Annotated in this window: 16 protein-coding genes, 1 tRNA gene and 1 pseudogene; 11 read left to right on the forward strand and 7 right to left on the reverse strand. The window is 60.4% G+C overall.

The features are described from left to right. Positions 1 to 82 (reverse strand) — tRNA-Tyr (locus tag AB5Y50_RS05840). 126 nt (positions 83 to 208) lie between these two features. Here AB5Y50_RS05840 and AB5Y50_RS05845 point away from each other — a divergent pair. Then, positions 209 to 721, forward strand: coding sequence for a VC2046/SO_2500 family protein (locus AB5Y50_RS05845; RefSeq protein ID WP_180911558.1), 513 nt, complete (start codon positions 209 to 211; stop codon positions 719 to 721). Between the two features lie 63 nt (positions 722 to 784). Here the strand turns inward: AB5Y50_RS05845 and raiA are convergent, their stop codons facing one another. After that, entirely contained in the window at positions 785 to 1,117 is a 333-nt protein-coding gene (raiA, locus tag AB5Y50_RS05850; RefSeq protein WP_010674126.1) for a ribosome-associated translation inhibitor RaiA, read from the reverse strand. 392 nt (positions 1,118 to 1,509) lie between these two features. On the opposite strand from raiA, the gene AB5Y50_RS05855 reads away from it, so the two are divergent. From AB5Y50_RS05855 to yciA, 5 genes are all read left to right on the forward strand, one after another. Further along, positions 1,510 to 4,029 carry a bifunctional diguanylate cyclase/phosphodiesterase gene (locus tag AB5Y50_RS05855; protein WP_052815833.1) on the forward strand — a complete coding sequence of 840 codons (2,520 nt, stop codon included), beginning with the start codon at positions 1,510 to 1,512 and terminating at the stop codon, positions 4,027 to 4,029. An 83-nt stretch (positions 4,030 to 4,112) separates the two neighbouring features. Then, on the forward strand, positions 4,113 to 6,029 hold the full coding sequence (locus AB5Y50_RS05860; RefSeq protein ID WP_109112292.1) for a transglycosylase SLT domain-containing protein: 1,917 nt from the start codon (positions 4,113 to 4,115) through the stop codon (positions 6,027 to 6,029). A gap of 178 nt (positions 6,030 to 6,207) precedes the next feature. Beyond that, the gene (locus tag AB5Y50_RS05865) at positions 6,208 to 7,206 is read left to right on the forward strand and encodes a LacI family DNA-binding transcriptional regulator (protein ID WP_039038828.1); all 999 of its coding nucleotides are present in this window, start codon (positions 6,208 to 6,210) and stop codon (positions 7,204 to 7,206) included. Positions 7,207 to 7,453: 247 nt separating this feature from the next. Beyond that, positions 7,454 to 8,266, forward strand: coding sequence for an NAD-dependent epimerase/dehydratase family protein (locus AB5Y50_RS05870; RefSeq protein WP_041212723.1), 813 nt, complete (start codon positions 7,454 to 7,456; stop codon positions 8,264 to 8,266). 139 nt (positions 8,267 to 8,405) lie between these two features. Further along, a complete protein-coding gene (yciA, locus tag AB5Y50_RS05875) occupies positions 8,406 to 8,804 on the forward strand; it encodes an acyl-CoA thioester hydrolase YciA (RefSeq protein ID WP_029314261.1) in 399 nt (132 codons plus the stop codon). A gap of 6 nt (positions 8,805 to 8,810) precedes the next feature. On the opposite strand, the gene AB5Y50_RS05880 is transcribed toward yciA, so the two are convergent. Further along, positions 8,811 to 9,035 (reverse strand): hypothetical protein, encoded by a 225-nt coding sequence (locus AB5Y50_RS05880; protein WP_010674132.1) that lies wholly within the window; start codon positions 9,033 to 9,035, stop codon positions 8,811 to 8,813. Between the two features lie 111 nt (positions 9,036 to 9,146). On the opposite strand from AB5Y50_RS05880, the gene AB5Y50_RS05885 reads away from it, so the two are divergent. Next, positions 9,147 to 9,992: an endonuclease/exonuclease/phosphatase family protein gene (locus AB5Y50_RS05885; RefSeq protein WP_029314263.1), complete on the forward strand. Its 846-nt coding sequence runs from the start codon at positions 9,147 to 9,149 to the stop codon at positions 9,990 to 9,992. A gap of 95 nt (positions 9,993 to 10,087) precedes the next feature. On the opposite strand, the gene AB5Y50_RS05890 is transcribed toward AB5Y50_RS05885, so the two are convergent. Beyond that, positions 10,088 to 11,410 (reverse strand): LysM peptidoglycan-binding domain-containing protein, encoded by a 1,323-nt coding sequence (locus AB5Y50_RS05890; RefSeq protein WP_223302529.1) that lies wholly within the window; start codon positions 11,408 to 11,410, stop codon positions 10,088 to 10,090. Between AB5Y50_RS05890 and AB5Y50_RS05895 the strand changes: the two genes are divergently transcribed. After that, complete coding sequence (locus AB5Y50_RS05895) at positions 11,339 to 11,611, forward strand: hypothetical protein (protein ID WP_010674135.1); 273 nt, start codon at positions 11,339 to 11,341, stop codon at positions 11,609 to 11,611. The two genes, AB5Y50_RS05890 and AB5Y50_RS05895, sit on opposite strands and share 72 nt — an antisense overlap. A gap of 87 nt (positions 11,612 to 11,698) precedes the next feature. Here the strand turns inward: AB5Y50_RS05895 and gloB are convergent, their stop codons facing one another. Further along, on the reverse strand, positions 11,699 to 12,463 hold the full coding sequence (gene gloB, locus AB5Y50_RS05900; RefSeq protein ID WP_010674136.1) for a hydroxyacylglutathione hydrolase: 765 nt from the start codon (positions 12,461 to 12,463) through the stop codon (positions 11,699 to 11,701). A 78-nt stretch (positions 12,464 to 12,541) separates the two neighbouring features. Between gloB and AB5Y50_RS05905 the strand changes: the two genes are divergently transcribed. Further along, positions 12,542 to 13,264, forward strand: coding sequence for a class I SAM-dependent methyltransferase (locus AB5Y50_RS05905; protein ID WP_010674137.1), 723 nt, complete (start codon positions 12,542 to 12,544; stop codon positions 13,262 to 13,264). A gap of 6 nt (positions 13,265 to 13,270) precedes the next feature. Here the strand turns inward: AB5Y50_RS05905 and rnhA are convergent, their stop codons facing one another. Beyond that, on the reverse strand, positions 13,271 to 13,735 hold the full coding sequence (gene rnhA / locus AB5Y50_RS05910) for a ribonuclease HI (protein ID WP_010674138.1): 465 nt from the start codon (positions 13,733 to 13,735) through the stop codon (positions 13,271 to 13,273). Between the two features lie 75 nt (positions 13,736 to 13,810). Between rnhA and dnaQ the strand changes: the two genes are divergently transcribed. After that, positions 13,811 to 14,545 carry a DNA polymerase III subunit epsilon gene (gene dnaQ, locus AB5Y50_RS05915; protein WP_010674139.1) on the forward strand — a complete coding sequence of 245 codons (735 nt, stop codon included), beginning with the start codon at positions 13,811 to 13,813 and terminating at the stop codon, positions 14,543 to 14,545. Continuing rightward, positions 14,542 to 15,792, forward strand: coding sequence for a TIGR03503 family protein (locus AB5Y50_RS05920; protein ID WP_010674140.1), 1,251 nt, complete (start codon positions 14,542 to 14,544; stop codon positions 15,790 to 15,792). Before dnaQ ends, AB5Y50_RS05920 begins: the two co-directional genes overlap by 4 nt. Positions 15,793 to 15,867: 75 nt before the next feature. On the opposite strand, the pseudogene AB5Y50_RS05925 reads toward AB5Y50_RS05920, so the two are convergent. Next, positions 15,868 to 17,384 (reverse strand): annotated as a pseudogene (locus tag AB5Y50_RS05925) (HD domain-containing phosphohydrolase). Positions 17,385 to 17,551 lie beyond the last annotated feature (167 nt).

Consider the following 17,551-nt stretch of genomic DNA (forward strand, 5'->3'; position numbering starts at 1 on the left):
TGGAGGGAGAAGGATTCGAACCTTCGAAGGCAGAGCCGTCAGATTTACAGTCTGATCCCTTTGGCCGCTCGGGAACCCCTCCCCAAGTGCGAGGCGCATACTAACAGATCTGTCGCGCTTGTGAACCCCTCTGCCGGGATTTTTAATGCTTAAAGGATCGGGTTGATGGCCGATAAGCAATGAAACCTTCATTTCCAAGATTTATCTCATGCTGCCCAGTGCGATTCGTGACCGCTTGCTCGTGGATGAGGCCCAGTTGGGCCAACGGCTCAACCAGGATCTCCGTGCGGGGGACCGTGCCGACTTCAGGCTGCATCTGGCGCTGCTGACTGATGCAGTGGAAGAGCAGCCCTGGTTTGATGCCCCGCCCAAGCCTGCGTCGGGTGAGATGGATTGGCGCTCCCGTTTCGGTCTGATGCCCCGGGCGTCCCTGCAAGGCGGGGTGGAAGAGAGCGATGCCACCAGCCTCAACGAGCGTCTGCAACAGGGCGGGTGCATGACGGATGTGAGACTCTGGCTGGCGCTGCGCTCCCCGCCACTGGTGAGCCGAACGCCCGCGCTGGATCCCGCGGTGTATGACAACCTCTCGGCACTGGGTCGCGAGCGATGGCAGGCCCGCCCTATGGGCGCTAACCCCAGGGAGGAGGCTCCGCTGATGATGCTGCCGCTGCTCGATGAGCTTGCGCATGGGGTGGATGCCAGGCTGCGCTGGCTGGGGTGACGGCACGGTAGAATGCAAAAAGGCGGGATAACCCGCCTTTTGCTTTATGAGTGGTGAACCTTGTCAGGCGTCTGCTTCGTCCGGTTGGGGCACTTCCTTGCCGGCGGCACGACGGGCGATGGGTTTTTCCGTGTGACGGTTGAGCTGGCGTTCCAGCTTCTGGCCCAGGTCCGTGATGGCAGCATAGAGATCCTCGTGCTCTGCCTGCGCAAACAGTTTGCCGTTGGGAATGCCGATAGTGGCTTCGACGATATACATCAAACGCTCTTTGGAGATGATCACATGGGGTGTGATGAGAGGCACCTGAAGACGCTCGAGCTTTTCAAAACGGGATTCAATGCGCTCGCGGATGGCTGGGGTGATGTCGATGATTTTACTGGTCATTTCGATTTTCATAATGGCCCCCTTCGGGTCGTCTTGCTTGTGTCTTCACCTCCAGATTACCCATGTCGCCAAATCAAAATGTGATCTATATCACGAAAAATGCCCTTGGGAATCCCGCTGTCCATAAATTGTGAGCTTTTCCCGTTTCATGCCAAAAACCGCTTGAGCTCAGTGAAACAGGCAGGCAGTATCAGCAAATAGGATCGTTTCTGTCCCCCCTCGGCAGCGCCTTGTGTCGACCCGATGTTTGGTTTTTGCCGCATAGTCTCGAATTTTCTCCACCCACATCGCCTCATCGCATCGCAAAATCATTGCCATGCGCCGGTGGAGATATGCGCGCAAACGGATATGCTTTTCTGCAGGAATCGGGGTGGATAACGTGGTTGTAGTGGTTGGAGTCGTAGATGAAGCAGCAAGCCACCCAGATGATGTGGTTTTATGATCGGCAGCATGGGCAATGGAGCCTGTCTGATCATGTCTCTTGTGAACCCTGGGCAGGGGAGGGAACCCACCCCTGGGCCACCCAACTTGAGCGGGAAGATGAAGCGGGTTTCGCCGATTTTCTTGCAAGACTCCACGATTCCTGCCAGCCAGGCCAGTTCATCGGTCACCTGCGCGATGAGGACGGCAAGGTACACCACGCGCTCTGGTACGGTCAGTATGTGCCTGCACAGGGGCTCTGTTGTGGCTGGCTTGCCCCCCTCGAAATGATGCATCGCGAGATGGATCGCGCCAACTCCCCCGCAGGCGTGACACCGCCGCTTCCCATGTTGCAGGCCCCCTTGCTGGCCAAGCTGGCGCAGGCGCTTTCCGCCAAGACGGGGCTCGATTTTTGCCAGACCCTGGTCAACGAGCTGGCCCATATCCTGGGAGCCACTGCCGTCTGGCTGACGGAGCGGGTTGGTCTCGACAGGCTGAGAGTGCTGGCGAGCCACGGCATCGACGTCAAGGAGTATGCCCTCTGTGACATGCCCTGCCAGCAGCTCTATCGCCAGGGGTCCTCCTGCGCGGTCCCCGTGAGTGAACCCCTGACCGGGTATCCCGACCTGCCCCCGTGCCAGCACTATTACGCCCAGCCGCTGCTCGATCGCAACGGTCAGATCCTGGGTCATCTCGCCCTGCTGTTCCCGAGCCAGACCCGGACCACGGATCTGGACTCTGTCCTGACCATCTTCTCGGTGCGCATGGTGGCCGAGCTGGAGCGCCTGCAAAGCGATGCCCTGATGCGGCTGTCTGCGGTGGCCTTTGAAACTCACGAAGGGATCATCATCACGGATCCCGAGTTCAAGATCCTGCGGGTCAATTACGCCTTCAGCCAGATCACCGGCTTTGACAACCAGGGGGTGATTGGTTTGCATCTTGGTAACGATCTCTGGTCGGGGTTGGGAGGGCTGGGTTACGAGCTCAACGCCCTGGATCGCTGGCAGGGGGAAACCCTGCGCCTGCACGCCGACGGTCACGCCTATCCCCAGTGGGAGATCGTCACGCCGGTGCAGGATGAGAAGGGGGGGATCAGCCACTATGTCATCTTCTTCGAGGATATTTCCGAGCGCAAGGCGGCGGAGCGCCGCATTCAGGATCTCGCCTTCTATGACGAGCTGACCGGCCTGCCCAATCGCCGTCAGCTGCACGAAACCCTGACCCAGGCGTTCACCGATGCAAATCGCAGTCACCTCATCGGGGCCCTGCTGTTCATCGATCTCGACCACTTCAAGACCATCAATGATTCCCTGGGTCACGCCACCGGCGACTGGCTGCTCAAGGAGGTGGCCAGCCGTCTCAAGCGGCTGGTGCGCCAGGGGGATTGTCTGGCCCGTCTCGGCGGCGACGAGTTCGTGTTGTTGCTGCCAGCGCTCTCCATCAGCCCGCCCCAGGCGGAGATGCAGGCCGATCTCATCGCGGAGCGGCTGATCGGGGAGATCGCCGCCCCCTATGATTTCAGAGGCCAGGTGCTGCACATCGGCGCCAGTGTCGGCATCACCCTCTTCCCCGGTCGGGAGCAGGAGGCGGGGGATCTGCTCAAGCAGGCTGACACCGCCATGTATCAGGCGAAATCGGCGGGCCGCAAGACCCGGCGCTTCTTTGATGCCTCCATGCAGTTGCAGGCCGACCGGCGTCTGCACATTCACAACGAGCTGCGCAGTGCCCTCGACAATGGGGAGCTGACTCTCCACTACCAGCCCCAGCACATGGTGGCGGAGGGAGAGATCATCGGTGTCGAGGCGCTGATCCGCTGGCAACCCCCCGGGCGTGCCCTGGTGTCGCCTGCCGAGTTCATCCCCATTGCCGAGGAGACGGATCTCATTGTCGACATCGGCAACTGGGTATTGCACGAAGCCTGTACCCAGTACGTCTCCTGGGAGGAGAACGGGATCCACGTCCCCCAGCTCTCGGTCAACGTGAGCGCCAAACAGTTCCATGCTCCCGACTTTGTCGATCGCATTCACGATGTGCTGGCGGCCACCGGCATGGATCCCGCCTGCCTCAACCTGGAGATCACCGAGTCGGTGGTGCTGGGTCATGCGGAAGACACCATCAGCAAGATGGCGGAACTCAAGACCCTGGGCATCAGCTTTGCCATCGACGACTTCGGGGCGGGGTACTCTTCCCTGAGCTACCTCAAGCGGCTGCCGGCTGACGAACTCAAGATCGACCGCTCTTTCATCCAGGACATTCCCAAGGATGGTGACAACATGGCTATCGTCGAGGCCGTGATCGCCATGGCCCGCCACATGGGGTTCAACGTGACGGCGGAGGGGGTGGAGTCCCGCCAGCAACTGGAGTTTCTGCAGGCGCAGGGCTGCCATTTCTTCCAGGGATACCTCGCCTCCAAGCCGCTCCCTGTTCCCTACCTTGAACGCTATGTCAGCCGCCAGGTACGCGGTGATCGCCCCGTCTGCACCGATAAAAATAGTGTGGCGTAGCCCCCGTGCTTAGCGGGTAGAATGAAGGTATGTCACCACCGCCCTTTGGCGGTGGTTATGCCTTCAAGGGGAGAATGCCATTCGTGAAAGTCGTGCAGGGAATCATCTTGTCTGCGCTCTGGATGCCGGGGCTGTTGGCTCCTACCTTCGCGCAGACCATGGAGCAGTCTCTCTATCGCCAGGCCCATGAGGCCGTGCGTGCCAATGATCAGGTCAAATTCAGCCAGCTTCGGGCACGCCTGATCCACTATCCACTGCTGCCCTATCTGGATTACTACCAGCTTGCGTTCCGTCCCGGGGCGGCAGACTACAACGATGTGACCCGCTTCATCCGCCAGCACGGGGACACCCCCCAGTCCAACCGGCTCGAGCGCAGCTATCTCACCTATCTTGCCCAGAGCCAGCAGTGGTCCCAGTTCCTGCGCTTCTATCCGGCCAAGCCAAGCTCCACCGATCTGCTCTGTCAGCACTATCAGGCCCGCTACTACACGGGGCACCAGAGTGAAGCCCTGCAGGAGGCAGGCAAGCTCTGGTTAAGCGGTCAATCCAGGCCTGATGCCTGCGATCCCCTGTTCCAGCTCTGGCAGCAGGCGGGTCTGCGCACTCAGGAGAAGATCTGGGAGCGCATGAACCTGGCTTTCGAGGCCCAGAACCCCAACCTCATTCGCCACCTCGGGGCCCAGCTCGGCAGCGGCATGAAGGGGTATGGCGATCAGATGATCGCCCTGTATGACCAACCCGTGCGGGCGATGAATCCGGCCAACTTCACGGCGGCGCCCCCGTCGCGGCATCTGCTCTCCCTGGGGCTGGCCCGCTACGCCAACCAGGAGCCCGACGCGGTTCTGCGCCAGCTGGGGGAGATGACCCGTCGCTTCGGCCTGAACCATGCCGAGGTGAGTCGGGTGGAGAAGGCGGCCGCCCGCCGCCTGTTACTGGACCGCTCTTCTGACCAGCGCGCCTGGCTGGATACGGCCCTGGTGCGGCTCAAGGATCCGGAGCTGGTGGAGCTGCGGGCCCGTCTTGCCATCTGGGAGCAGGATTGGCACGGTCTCGAAGGCTGGGTCAAGCGGATGCCCATGGGGCTGCAAAAAGAGGATCGCTGGCGTTACTGGATGGCGCGCTCGCTGGAGAAACAGGGGCGGCAGAAACCGGCGCGGGACCTCTATCTCGAGACTGCGAACCTGCGCGGCTTCTACGGCTTCATGGCGGCCCAGCGCACCGGTGTGCCCTATCGCATGAAGAACCAGAGCGTGGCGCACAAGGTGCCGGACTGGCAAAGTGCCAGCCGCCGCTGGCCCTTCCTGCTGCGGGTGCGTGAACTGCTGGCGATGAACGAGATCACGGCGGCCCGCTCTGAGTGGATCCACAACATGGATCGCAACAGCGTGGCCCAGCGCCTGGAGTTTGGCCACATCGCCCTCAACCAGGGCTGGCACGAGCTGGCGATCCTCTCCAGCATCCGTGCCGAGGCCTGGGATGCGCTGGACCTGCGCTTCCCACTGCCCCTCAAGCGCACCTTCTCCCAGATGGCACAAGAGCGCACCATGAACACCAGTCTGCTCTACGCCATCTCCCGTCAGGAGAGCGCACTCTATCCCCTGGCCCAGTCACCGGTCGGGGCGAGGGGGTTGATGCAGCTGATGCCTGCCACCGCGAAAGAGACGGCCGGCAAGCTTGGGGTGCCCTATCGCAACGAGCAGCAACTGTTCGACCCGGCCATGAACATTCGTCTTGGCAGCGCCTACCTCAAGCGCCTGCTGGATGTGTATGACGGCAACCGGATCCTTGCGGCGGCGGCTTACAATGCGGGTCCTGGCCGGGTCAAGCGCTGGCGCGAGCAGAGCGACAACAAGCCGATGGATGTCTGGGTGGAGAGCATCCCCTATCGGGAGACGCGCAACTATGTCCAGAACGTGCTCTCTTTCGATCTCATCTATCAACACAAGCTGCAGCAGCCTTTGCGTTTTATGTCGGAACGCGAGCTGAATCACGCCTATTGAGTTCGGGGGGCAGTCGTTGTGGCGGCGGCCTCCCATTCTTGCCCCAAAATGGTTATCATCCCTTAAGCTTTGTTACAAAAGGAAACCTGCCAGGTGATCGGGCGCCGCGTCTTGGTCTGTCAGGTTCGATACAATGCCCGATAATCACTGACAGGCTTTTCCAACAAAGGAATCGAGAGTGGCAACGATCAAAGATGTGTCTCAGCTGGCGAATGTCTCCATTTCGACAGTGTCTCGAGTGATCAACAACACGGCGCAGGTGGCGCCCGAGAAGCGCGAGGCTGTCCTCGCGGCCATGAAGGAGCTCAGCTTTCGTCCAAACAGCTTCGCCCAGGCCCTGGTGAGCAAGCGCTCCAACTGTATCGGTGTGCTGGTGGGGGATCTGTGTGGCGGCCCCTTCTTCGCCCAGATGATGCGCGGCATCGAAAGCATGGTCGACAAGGCGAACAAGTTCACCATCGTGGTGTCCGGCAACCACGACGCGACCCGTGAGCGGCACGCCATCCAGGCGCTGCTGCAGCGCCAGTGTGATGCCCTTATCCTTCACAGCAAGGCGCTGCCTGACGAAGAGCTCAGCGAGCTGGCGTCGGGCACGACCCCCATCGTCTTCATCAACCGTCAGGTGCCAGGCTGCGAGGATCGCTGCGTCTGGCTGGACAACCAGGCCGGCATCACCACGGCTTGCCAGCATCTGCTGGACGCGGGACATCGCAAGATTGCCTTCGTCACCTCCGATGACGAGGAGTTTGTGGATGGTCAGCAGCGGATGGCCGGCTATCGCTTCGCCCTGCAACGGGCAGGTATCGAGCTGGATCCTGCCCTCATCGGCCGTGCCTATGCCGACGAAAAAGGTGGCTATGTGGCCATGAGCGAGCTGCTGGCGCGCGGCGTCGAGTTCAGCGCTGTGCTGGGTTTCAACGATGCCATGGTGGCGGGGGCCATCTCCTGTCTGCTGGAGCGGGGTTACAAAATACCCCAGCAGGTCTCTGTGGTCGGTTTTGATGACATTCCCTATGCCCGATACATCTATCCCAAGCTCACCACGGTACGTTACCCCATCGAGGAGATGGGAGAGCGGGCCGCTGAGCTGGCCCTGAGGCTGCTGGATCACAAGCCGGTAGAGGGGCTGGCGCTCAAATTCGAAGCCGAACTGGTACGGCGGGAATCTGTGGCCTGAGTCATGAAGTTGGCCCCGTGCGGGTCGACTTTTTTGCAAAACAGTGAAAGCGCTTTCAGAAATCCTTTTCAACTGTGATCCGCTTCAAAGCTTTTTGACCGCGCTGCCACTAGGATAGGCCCACGAATTAGGAGCGTGCGCTCCCGATTTTCCCGCTGTGGGAGGTAACCGGTTAGTCCGGCTATTTCCTTCGTTACTTTCGACGGTCATCATTGGATGGCCGTTTTTTTTTTGTCAGGATCCGGGTATGACGAACGAATTTGAGTATCAGACGGGTATCGTGGGCGCCGGCTGGCTGGGGTTGCCCCTGGTCAGGGCATTGCAAGAGCAGGGGCAATCTATCGCGGTGACGGTCAGTACGGCCGAAAAGGCTGAACGGCTGCGGGGGGAGGGTATTGCCGCCTGGCCGCTGTTGCTCACCCCTGACATGGGGCCACTGCCTTTTCGTTGTCATGACCTAGTGATCTGCGTGCCCCCCAGCAAGACCGGTGATTACCCGGCGTCCGTGGCCAGCCTGTGTCGACAGGCGAGGGAGGCGGGTGTTCAGAGGGTTCTGTTTATCAGCGCGACTTCGGTCTGGGGGGCCGGACAGGGGGAGGATGATACGCCCGCTCCAGCCCATGACAGAGGCTTGCGGATGCGGGCGGCCGAGCTTGCCGTGCTGGAAGGGCATGTTGACTGCGCCATGATCTTGCGCCCGGCCGGACTCTATGGTCCTGACCGTCACCCCGGCCGTTTTCTGGCGGGCAAGACGCTGGCCGGGGGAGGCCAGGCTGTGAACCTGGTGCATCTGGACGACGTGGTGGCCGCCTGTGAGCTGATGCTGGCCCGGGGGCAGGATGGGGATGCCTACAATCTGAGTGCCCCCGTTCACCCACGCCGGGAGCAGCTCTACCCCTTCGCGAGCCGCCTGCTCGGGCTGGTGCCGCCGCAGTTCGTCGAGCCGGCGGGGGAGTTTGCTCCCATCGAAGGTCAGCGCATCTGCCAGCAGCTTGGTTTCGTCTATCGCTGGCCGGATCCGGCCCACTGGTTTGCGGACGGTGCGGCCTTGAAGGGCTGAACGGGTCGTCGCCATCCGGGCCCCGGAGTCGGTCATCTGGCGTGCAAACCAGATACGGCGCGCGCTCCGGGACAATTGAGGTTTGCCAAGGGGGGGATCGCCCCCTATCATGCCGCCATCCATGATAAAGAGAGCGGTAATGATGGAAGAGACCAAGCGCCACCCCGATGGGGAGCTGTTGCTGAGAACCCTGGCAATGCCAGCCGATACCAACCCCAATGGCGATATCTTCGGCGGGTGGATCATGTCCCAGATGGATATAGGTGGGGGCATCATGGCCAAGGAGCTGGCAAAAGGGCGCATCTGTACCGTCTCGGTGGAGGGGATGACCTTCCACAGCCCGGTCAAGGTGGGTGACGTGGTGTGCTGTTACGGTCGCTGCCTCAAGATTGGTCGCAGCTCCATGCGACTCAAACTGGAGGTCTGGGTCAAGCCGGTATTGCGGGAGAACGAAGCCCAGCGGTACTGCGTGACCGAGGGCGTCTTCACCTATGTGGCCATCGACGATCAGGGCAAATCTCGCCCCGTGCCGGTCTGAGTCTGCTCAGATGAGCCGGGCATTGATGATGGATATTTCCTGCTCAAGCCCGGTTTTTTGCCGTATCATGCGCTCCAGCATCTCTTCCGACCCCACGCACTGCCGGGTGTCGAACAGACAGAGATCACATTGGGGATCCCGCCTGATTTGATAGACGGTGGAAAGCTCCACTTGATGACAGGTTCCCTGTTGATCGTAAAATGTCACGCGGTACTGGTGCTGTCTCGCCATCGTTGAACTCCTTCTGGATGAGTCGGGCCGGACACGAATAATGAGACTAGTCGGCGACCGTGGCCTGTGTGAGGGCCATGTCGTCTTGCAGAGGCAGGTGATTGTTAGCCAATGAAAAATAGTTATCGGATTCTGGGAACGTCCCTGCTGACGTTGGGGCTGGTCGGTTGCTTCGAGGTACCGGATCAAGATCATCTGGTGACTGCGGCAGGTATCATACCTGGCGCAAGCTGTGACAGACCACCTCTGGTGGCGCTCGCCTCCACGGCCTTGCCGAGGGAATTTGGCATCACCGTCTGGAACCTCTACAAGGGACAACGCAAGAACTGGCGGGAAGGGCTGGATGAGTATGCCAAGTCCCAGGATCTGGTGCTGCTGCAAGAGTCGGCGACCCGGCCCGAGATGCTGGACTGGCTGAAGAGAGGCGATTTCCAATGGCAGCAGTTGCAGGCCTTCACCCAGGGAGGTGTCTCCTTTGGCGTGATGACAGTGGCGAAAACGCCGCAGGCGTTTGTCTGTGGCGTCCGTTCCCCCGAACCCCTGCTGCGTATCCCCAAGTCAGGTCTGGTCAGTCTCTATCCCTTGCAGGGGGATCCTGACGGCGTGCTGGTGGTGAATCTCCATGCGGTCAATTTCGAACTGGGCATGGCGACCTTCCGCGAGCAGCTCAACGATCTGACTGCGTTGATCCATCGCCACCAGGGGCCGGTCATCCTGGGCGGCGATTTCAACACCTGGAGCGACAAGCGCGCGTTCTGGTTGAACAAGCTGGTGGGCGAGCTTGGCCTGCAGGAGGCCATACCTGTGCCTGATCTGCGTCGCACCGCTTTTGGCCGCCCGCTGGATCACCTCTACTATCGCAATCTGGATCTGGTGGAGGTGAGTTCACCGGCTACCGATGCCTCTGACCACAACCCCATTCTGGCGCGCTTTGCGGCCCAGGCCATCACTCCCTGAGTCATCCCTCAGGGGAGAGCGGCGTCGCCGCTGGTTCATGCAGACAAAAAAATACCCCGCATCAAGCGGGGTATTTTTTGGATTGCGACGAGCGATCAGCTGTTGTTCTTCACGAACAGGGTCAACTCCTGACCCGGCTTGAGATAGTCACTCTTGCCGAGCTGGTTCCAGCGCATCACATCGTTGACGGCGACCTGGAAGCGGGCTGCGATGGAGGAGAGGGAATCACCGCGGCGCACCTGATAGACCATGGACTTGTTGCTGCTCTTGCCCTGCTTGGGCCAGACCACCAGCTTCATGCCAGGCTTGAGGGCCGACTTGGCGTTCAGGCCGTTCCACTTGGCCAGGTCGGCGTGGGTGACCCCGTGTGCCTGGCTGATGCTCCACAGGTTGTCACCGGAGCGCACCTGATAGTTCACCTTGCCACCACTGCGGCTGGCGAGCTGCTGTGGCTTGCTCTGGGCAACCTGGGTTGCGCGCCCGCCATTGGGGATGATCAGGCTCTGGCCACGGCGCAGGTTGTTGCCGCGCATGTTGTTGGCCAGCTTGAGCTGTTGCACGGTCACCCCGTGATTCTGGGCGATCCGTGACAGCGTATCACCACTGGTGACCTGATAGGAGCGCACGCCACGGGTACGTTCACGCTGGGGCAGATCGGCCAGGGCCAGCTCCAGGGTGTCGGCGTACTCGACGGGGACCAGCAGGTTGTAAGGGCCCTGCGGTGAGGTCATGCCACGCTTGAGCGCAGGATTAAGCGCCTTGAGCTGGGAGGCGGAAACGCCAGCCAGCTGGGCGGCCACGTTCAAATCAATCTGACCACCGGTATTGATGGTTCGCAATTGCGGCTTGTTGGCCAGCACCGGCAGGGTGACATTGTATTTGTCCGCATTGCGGATCATGTCGGCCATGGCCAGGATCTTGGGCACATACATCCGGGTTTCGCGGGGCAGGTCCAGCGACCAGTAGTCGGTCGGACGACCAGCCCGTTCGTTGCGGGTGATGGCGTTGCGCACCCGACCTTCACCGGCATTGTAAGCGGCCAGGGTCTGCAGCCAGTCACCGTCGAAGAACCGGTTCAGGTACTCCAGGTAATCCAGTGCAGCATTGGTGGATGCCAGGACATCGCGTCGACCGTCGTACCAGTTGTCGTGGCGCAGGCCGAAATTCTTGCCGGTTGCAGGAACGAACTGCCAAAGACCGACCGCATTGCTGCGGGAGCGGGCATTGGGATCGAACATGCTCTCGATCATGGGGATGGTAATAAGCTCCATTGGCAGCTCACGCCGTTCGATTTCCTCTACCATCAGATACAGGTAGGGCTCAGCCCGGCTGGCAATGGTCGCCATATGCTTATCATTGCGCAACAACCAATCACGCTGTTGGCGAACCCGGGCATTATCGTGCGAGTCCAGCTGCATATCATCGCTGATACGCACCCACAGGTTATCAGTGTCATCCAGCTCTTCTATCTGTTCGTCGCCGAACAGCATCCGCGAAGAGTGTTTTTTGTACGTTTTCTTGCTGACTTGGGGGGATTTGATCGGCTCGATTGCCGTTACCGCCCGGTCATCCTGATGGCTCAGGTTTTGACAGCCGCTGAGAAACAGCGCTGCCAATAAGGCCGTTCGTAGCTTCATCTCGCTCAGGTCATCTGTGGAAAAACAGCTCGCATCATAAGGGGCAATGCCCCCCTGATCAAGGTTTGTTCAAAAAACGTCCTTCCAGGCCCGCAGAACAGCGAAGGTATCCTCTGGATTTTCCAAGCATTTAAGGGCGTATTTCTCAGCATAAAATTTTACCGAGTCCTGCTCGCAGCGCAGAAAAACATTGAAATTCCGCTCATCTCCCAGCCGGGAGGGGAGACTCGGGAGGCCCTGCTGACGCAGTTTGCTGATCACGCCGATCTGCCGCTGGATCGCCAGGTTGTCGGGCTCGACCGCATGGGCGAAACGCAGGTTGGAGAGGGTGTATTCATGGGCACAATAAAGGAGGGTCTCATCGGGCAGTGCCGCGAGCCGTTGCAGGGAAGTGTGCATCTGTGCCGGGGTACCTTCGAACAGACGGCCGCAACCGGCGCTGAAGAGGGTATCGCCACAAAACAGCATGCCCTGGCCGTAATAGGCGATGTGCCCCAGGGTATGACCGGGTACATGGAGGACATCCAGACTCAGGCCATGCCAGTTGATCTGATCCCCGTCGTCGAGCCACTGGCCGTGATGGTCCGGCATGGGGTCATGCTTGGGGCCATAGAGACGAGCGTGGGGGAAGTGTTGCAGCAACTCGGATACGCCCCCGACGTGATCGCGGTGGTGATGGGTCAGGAGGATGGCATCCAGCACCAGATCCAGCGCAGCCAGCCGTTCCAGCACGGGAGCGGCCTCGCCCGGATCGACGACCAGGCAGTGATTTTCATGACGGATCAACCAGATGTAGTTGTCGCTGAAGGCGGGAACTGTGATGACGGTATACATGGGTCGAGGTCTCTTGTGTTCTCTTTAAGGAAGGGATCTTATATAACTGGATGGCATTCGCCCCGAGTTGGTCCCATTATGCAACTGGCACGTACCGAACAACAGATCGCGCTTCCGACCAGTTGGTCCGCACTGCCCATGGGGGACTGGGTGGCCGCCGAGCTTCAGGAGCGCCTCGACAACTGGTGCCCCCACCTCTTTGGCTATCACTTGCTCAAGATAGGAGCCCTGAGCGCCGAACTCTCCTGCGGCTGTTCCACCATTCGCCATCAAATAGGTGTCGCTCCCGGCGGACGGCTGCTGGACATCCAGGGGGATCCGCTCGCCTTGCCGGTGCGATCGGGGAGCGTGGATGCCTGCCTGCTGGCTCACTGCCTCGATTTCTCGCCGGATCCTCATCAGGTGCTGCGGGAGGCAGAACGGGTGCTGACCGACGATGGCTGGCTCATTGTCAGCGGTTACAACCCGCTCAGCCTGGTGGGGTTGGGCCACTATCTGCCCTTCATGCGGCGGCATCTGCCCTGGTCTGCCCGCATGTTCACGCCCGCACGGGTGACCGACTGGCTGCAACTGCTCGGCTGCGAGGTGATGTTCGACGAGCGGTTCGGTTTCTCCTTCATGGGCAGGCAGAGCAAGATCGGCTGGTGGCGGGAGAGTCTGGGGCGGGACTATTGCCGCTCCCTGGCGTCTGTTTACGTGATTGCCGCCCGCAAGCGGCGTTTCCCCGTTACTCCGGTGCGTCGCCGCTGGCGGCTGCCGGAGTCGATGGCCGCGCCAGGAATGGCGCGCCAGGGCGGCTAGCGGGCATCAGGGCTGGTAGCCGCTGTCTTCGGCAAGCTGCTTGCCGCTGGCGGCCTCACGGGCAAGCTCGTCACAGCGTTCGTTTTCCGGGTGGCCCGAGTGTCCTTTCACCCAGAGCCATTCGATCTGGTGACGGGCCACTTCCGCATCCAGGGCCTGCCAGAGATCGACGTTCTTGACCGGCTGACGGTTGGCGGTCATCCAGCCCTTCTTCTTCCAGCCGATGATCCATTGGGTGATCCCCTGGCGCACATACTGGCTGTCGGTGGTAAGCCGCACCTGGCAGGGTTCGTTCAGGGTCCGCAGCCCCATGATGGCGGCCATCAGCTCCATCCGGTTATTGGTGGTCAATCGAAAACCTGCGGAGATCTCCTTGCGATGCTTGCCATAGACCATGACGGCACCATAGCCGCCGGGGCCCGGGTTGCCTAAGCAGGAGCCATCCGTGAATAAATCAATCTGTTTCAACATGAGCAATCAATCTGTTTTAGCGAGAGGCTTGGGGTAAACTAGCGAGTAAAACCGAAGTTTGACATGGATTTGATCATGAGCACACCCCAACTGAATCGCCAGATCATTCTGGATACCGAAACCACCGGCATGAACACCGCGGGCGGCCCTGTCTATCTTGGGCACCGCATCATCGAGATCGGCTGTGTGGAGGTGATCAACCGCAAACTCACCGGCAACCATTTCCACGTCTACATCAAGCCGGATCGGCTGGTGGACCCCGAGGCCATCGCCGTGCACGGCATCACGGATGCTTTCCTGGCTGACAAGCCCTCTTTCAACCAGATAGCGGACGATTTCATCGAGTTCATTCGCGGCGCCGAGCTCATCGCCCACAACGCCCCCTTTGACGTGAGCTTCATGGACTATGAGTTCAGCAAGCTCGGTCTGAACTTCAAGACGGCGGATATCTGCGGCATCACGGATACCCTGGCGATGGCGCGGGATCTCTTCCCGGGCAAGCGCAACAACCTGGACGTGTTGTGCGATCGCTACGGCATCGACAACTCTCACCGTACCCTGCACGGCGCCTTGCTTGATGCGGAGATCCTGGCGGACGTCTACCTCCTGATGACGGGTGGCCAGACCAAACTCAATCTGGCGAGCGAAACCAGCGAGAGCGAGACCAGCCAGGATACCGGCATTCGTCGTCTGGAGAGCAATCGCCCGCCGCTCAGGGTGGTTCGCGCGAGCGACGAGGTGGCGGCTGTCCATGAAGCGAGGCTGGATCTGGTACAGAAAAAAGGAGGTGCCTGCCTGTGGCGGCAATGAGATCGCTTTGGGGGCTGCTGCTGCTGGCCTCCCTCCCGGCCGCGGCCAACGAGGTGTTTGCGCCTTCCGACATTCCTCTGCTCGACAACCGCTTTCGCATCGATTACGGCGTGAAGGAGATCACCTTCATCATCAAGCGCAAGCCGGGGACGCCTTCGGTGATCTTGGTGCGGCCCGATGGCAGCAAGCTCTATGTGGGCAAGGTCAAGCCGCCCGACGTGGGCTGGTTGCCCCTCAAGGATCAGGATCTCATCACCATCCGCGACCCCATACCCGGCCCCTGGCAGGCGATCGGAGAGGTGGACCCCGACAATCGGGTGCGCCTGCTCACCGACATCCAGGTCGAGAGCGAGCCGCTGCCGGCCCGCCTCTATCAGGGTGAGCGTGTCAAACTGCAATCCCGTCTGCTGATCGATGGCGCGGCGCCTGGGGCGGGTTACTACCTCACCGATCTGGGCATGACCGTCAAGCTGCAGCAGTTCAACGATGCCAGCCAGAGTAGCGATCCCGTGTTCGAGGAGACCCTGGGACGCTACATGGATGATGGCAAGGGGGTGGACGAAGTGCCGGGGGACGGTATCTTGACCGCCGAGGCGGTACTGGACGTCCCTGCGGGAAAATACCGAGCCCTCTTCAGCACCGGCAATGAGGTCTTCTCACGAGCCCAGTCACAGCAGGTGCTGCTCTACCCCTGGCCGGTCAGCTATTCCCTGAATCCCCCCTCCGGGGAGGGGGGAGCCAAGCTCTCTCTGGTCATCGATGTGGATGAACTGGATCCCGCCTCCGTGGTCATCCAGGGCAAGGCCATCGACGGCGGCGGCAGTAGCATGACGTTCAACGAGGTGGCGACAGCACCGCGTTTTGGCGTGGATCTCTCCGCCCTCAAGGCGGCAGGGCAGTACAAGGTGGAGGCCACCCTCTTTGGAACAACCCGGCTCGGTCGCGAGGTGCAACTGCAATTGCCGGCCAAGTCGTTCACCATAGCAACGCCTCCCCCCCCTCCCGCACCCTCTGCGGCCATGCCCGCATCCGCCGCCACCCCCGACCGGTTCGAGGAGCGGGAGAGTCCGGTCTGGCTGCCCTGGGCGCTGGGGGGAGGTGGCGTGTTGCTGCTCTTGCTGGGGGCGGGTGGTTTCATTCTGCTGCAAAAGCGCCGCACTCTGCACAAGGCGATGGCGGCGCAGAAGGCGCAACTTGAAGAGACGCCAGCAACCCCCAAACTGGATCTCAATCTGCCGGAGCAATAATTCCGCGCACATTGCAAAGAAGCCGCCCAATGGGCGGCTTCTTCATGGTGGCAAGTGGATGGGGTGCATCCGATATCAGTGAGCGCCGATATAGATGTCTTTGTACTGCTCGCGAATATCGAGGAACTTCTCCAGATTGGCCAGCATCAGGTCCACCAGGAGGGGGTCGAAGTGCTCTCCTTTCTCCTCCTTGATCAGCGCCAGCACCTGATCCAGCGGCCAGGCCTGCTTGTAGCAACGATCGGAGCCCAGAGCATCGAACACATCCGCCAGGGCGACGATGCGTCCTTCCAGCGGAATGTCCTCTCCCTTCAACCCGCGGGGATAGCCGCTGCCATTCCACTTCTCGTGATGGTTGCCCGCGATGGTGGCGCCTATCTGGAACAGGGCCAGGTCACTGCCGGAGAGCATGTCCTGCCCAAGCTGGGCGTGGGTTTTCATGATCTCCCACTCCTCGGGAGTGAGTTTGCCAGGTTTGTGCAAGATGGCGTCCGGGATCCCCACCTTGCCGATGTCGTGCAGGGGAGAGGCCCGTTTGATGAGCTCGCACCTGTCCTCATTCATGCCGAGCAGCTTGCAGAACAGTTCGGTGTAGAGGGCCACCCGCTTGACGTGCAAGCCGGACTCCTTCGAGCGGCTCTCCACCAGTTCGCCGATGCGATAGATGATCTCTCGCTGGTTGTCACCGATCACCTCGTTGAGCCGGATATTCTCCAGCGCCACTATGATGTTTTCGGTGAACAGGCTCAGCAGCCCGGTATCCATCTGGCTGAGCGGGCGAGTGGTCTCGATGTGGAACAGCAGGTGATGACGGGCATTCTGGCAATAGAGCACCATCTGGTTGCCATCGTAGACATTGGCTCCCTTGGCCATGGCACAGCGCAGGATTTCCGGCGCATCGACGAGGCGCAGCATGGGACCATCGCTGAGCAGAGGCTCGAGCACCTGATCCCGCACCTCATACGCCAAGTGCTTCACATCGTAAATCTGGGACTCTTCCAGATTGAGCAGGGCGCTGAGCTGGGTCTGGGCTCCTTCGACGAACTGGCGCAGGGCACGCTGCTCGAAGATCCCCTTGGACGCCTCGATGACCTTCTCCAGCCCTGTCGATTGCTCTCAAGGGTTCGGATGTCCCGGTAAGAGCGCAGGCTGGCGCGCAGCAGGGTGCGCAGTTTCTGGGAGGTGAGCTCGGTCTTGTCTTTGTAGTCGTTGATGTCGTAGTTTGTCACCACGTCATCTTCCGGGGCCTGGCCGGGCTGACCGGTTCGCAGCACGATGCGCACCATCTTGTTTTGCAGCTCGTCGCGCACGAACTTGACCACCTCGAGACCGGCATGGTCGACCTCCATGACGACGTCGAGCAGCAGCAGGGCGACATCCGGGGTGAGGGCGAGCAAGGCTTTGGCTTCAGCCGCAGAGTAGGCGTGCAGAAAATCGATCGGCTTGCCGTCGAATTCAAACTTGTTCAGGGTGATTTTGGTGATGCGATGCACTTCGGGTTCATCGTCCACTATCATCACCTTCCAGCCGGCGGGACGCGGTGCTGATTGGGGAAGATCTTCATCATCAATAATCAGGATTTGATCATCCATTATGCAATCCTGTGTGTGATCCTGTGCTTACCTTAACCGCTTCATTCAATATAGGAAACGGATTGATATCCAAAATATGATCCAGTCGGTTTCTCTTTCTTCGTATCGAATGCCATCCACCAGCCCTTTCATGAAAAACGCCTCCACAAGGGAGGCGTTCTGGCATC

The organism is Aeromonas sp. s6 (assembly GCF_040907815.1).
Lineage (GTDB): Bacteria > Pseudomonadota > Gammaproteobacteria > Enterobacterales > Aeromonadaceae > Aeromonas > Aeromonas caviae.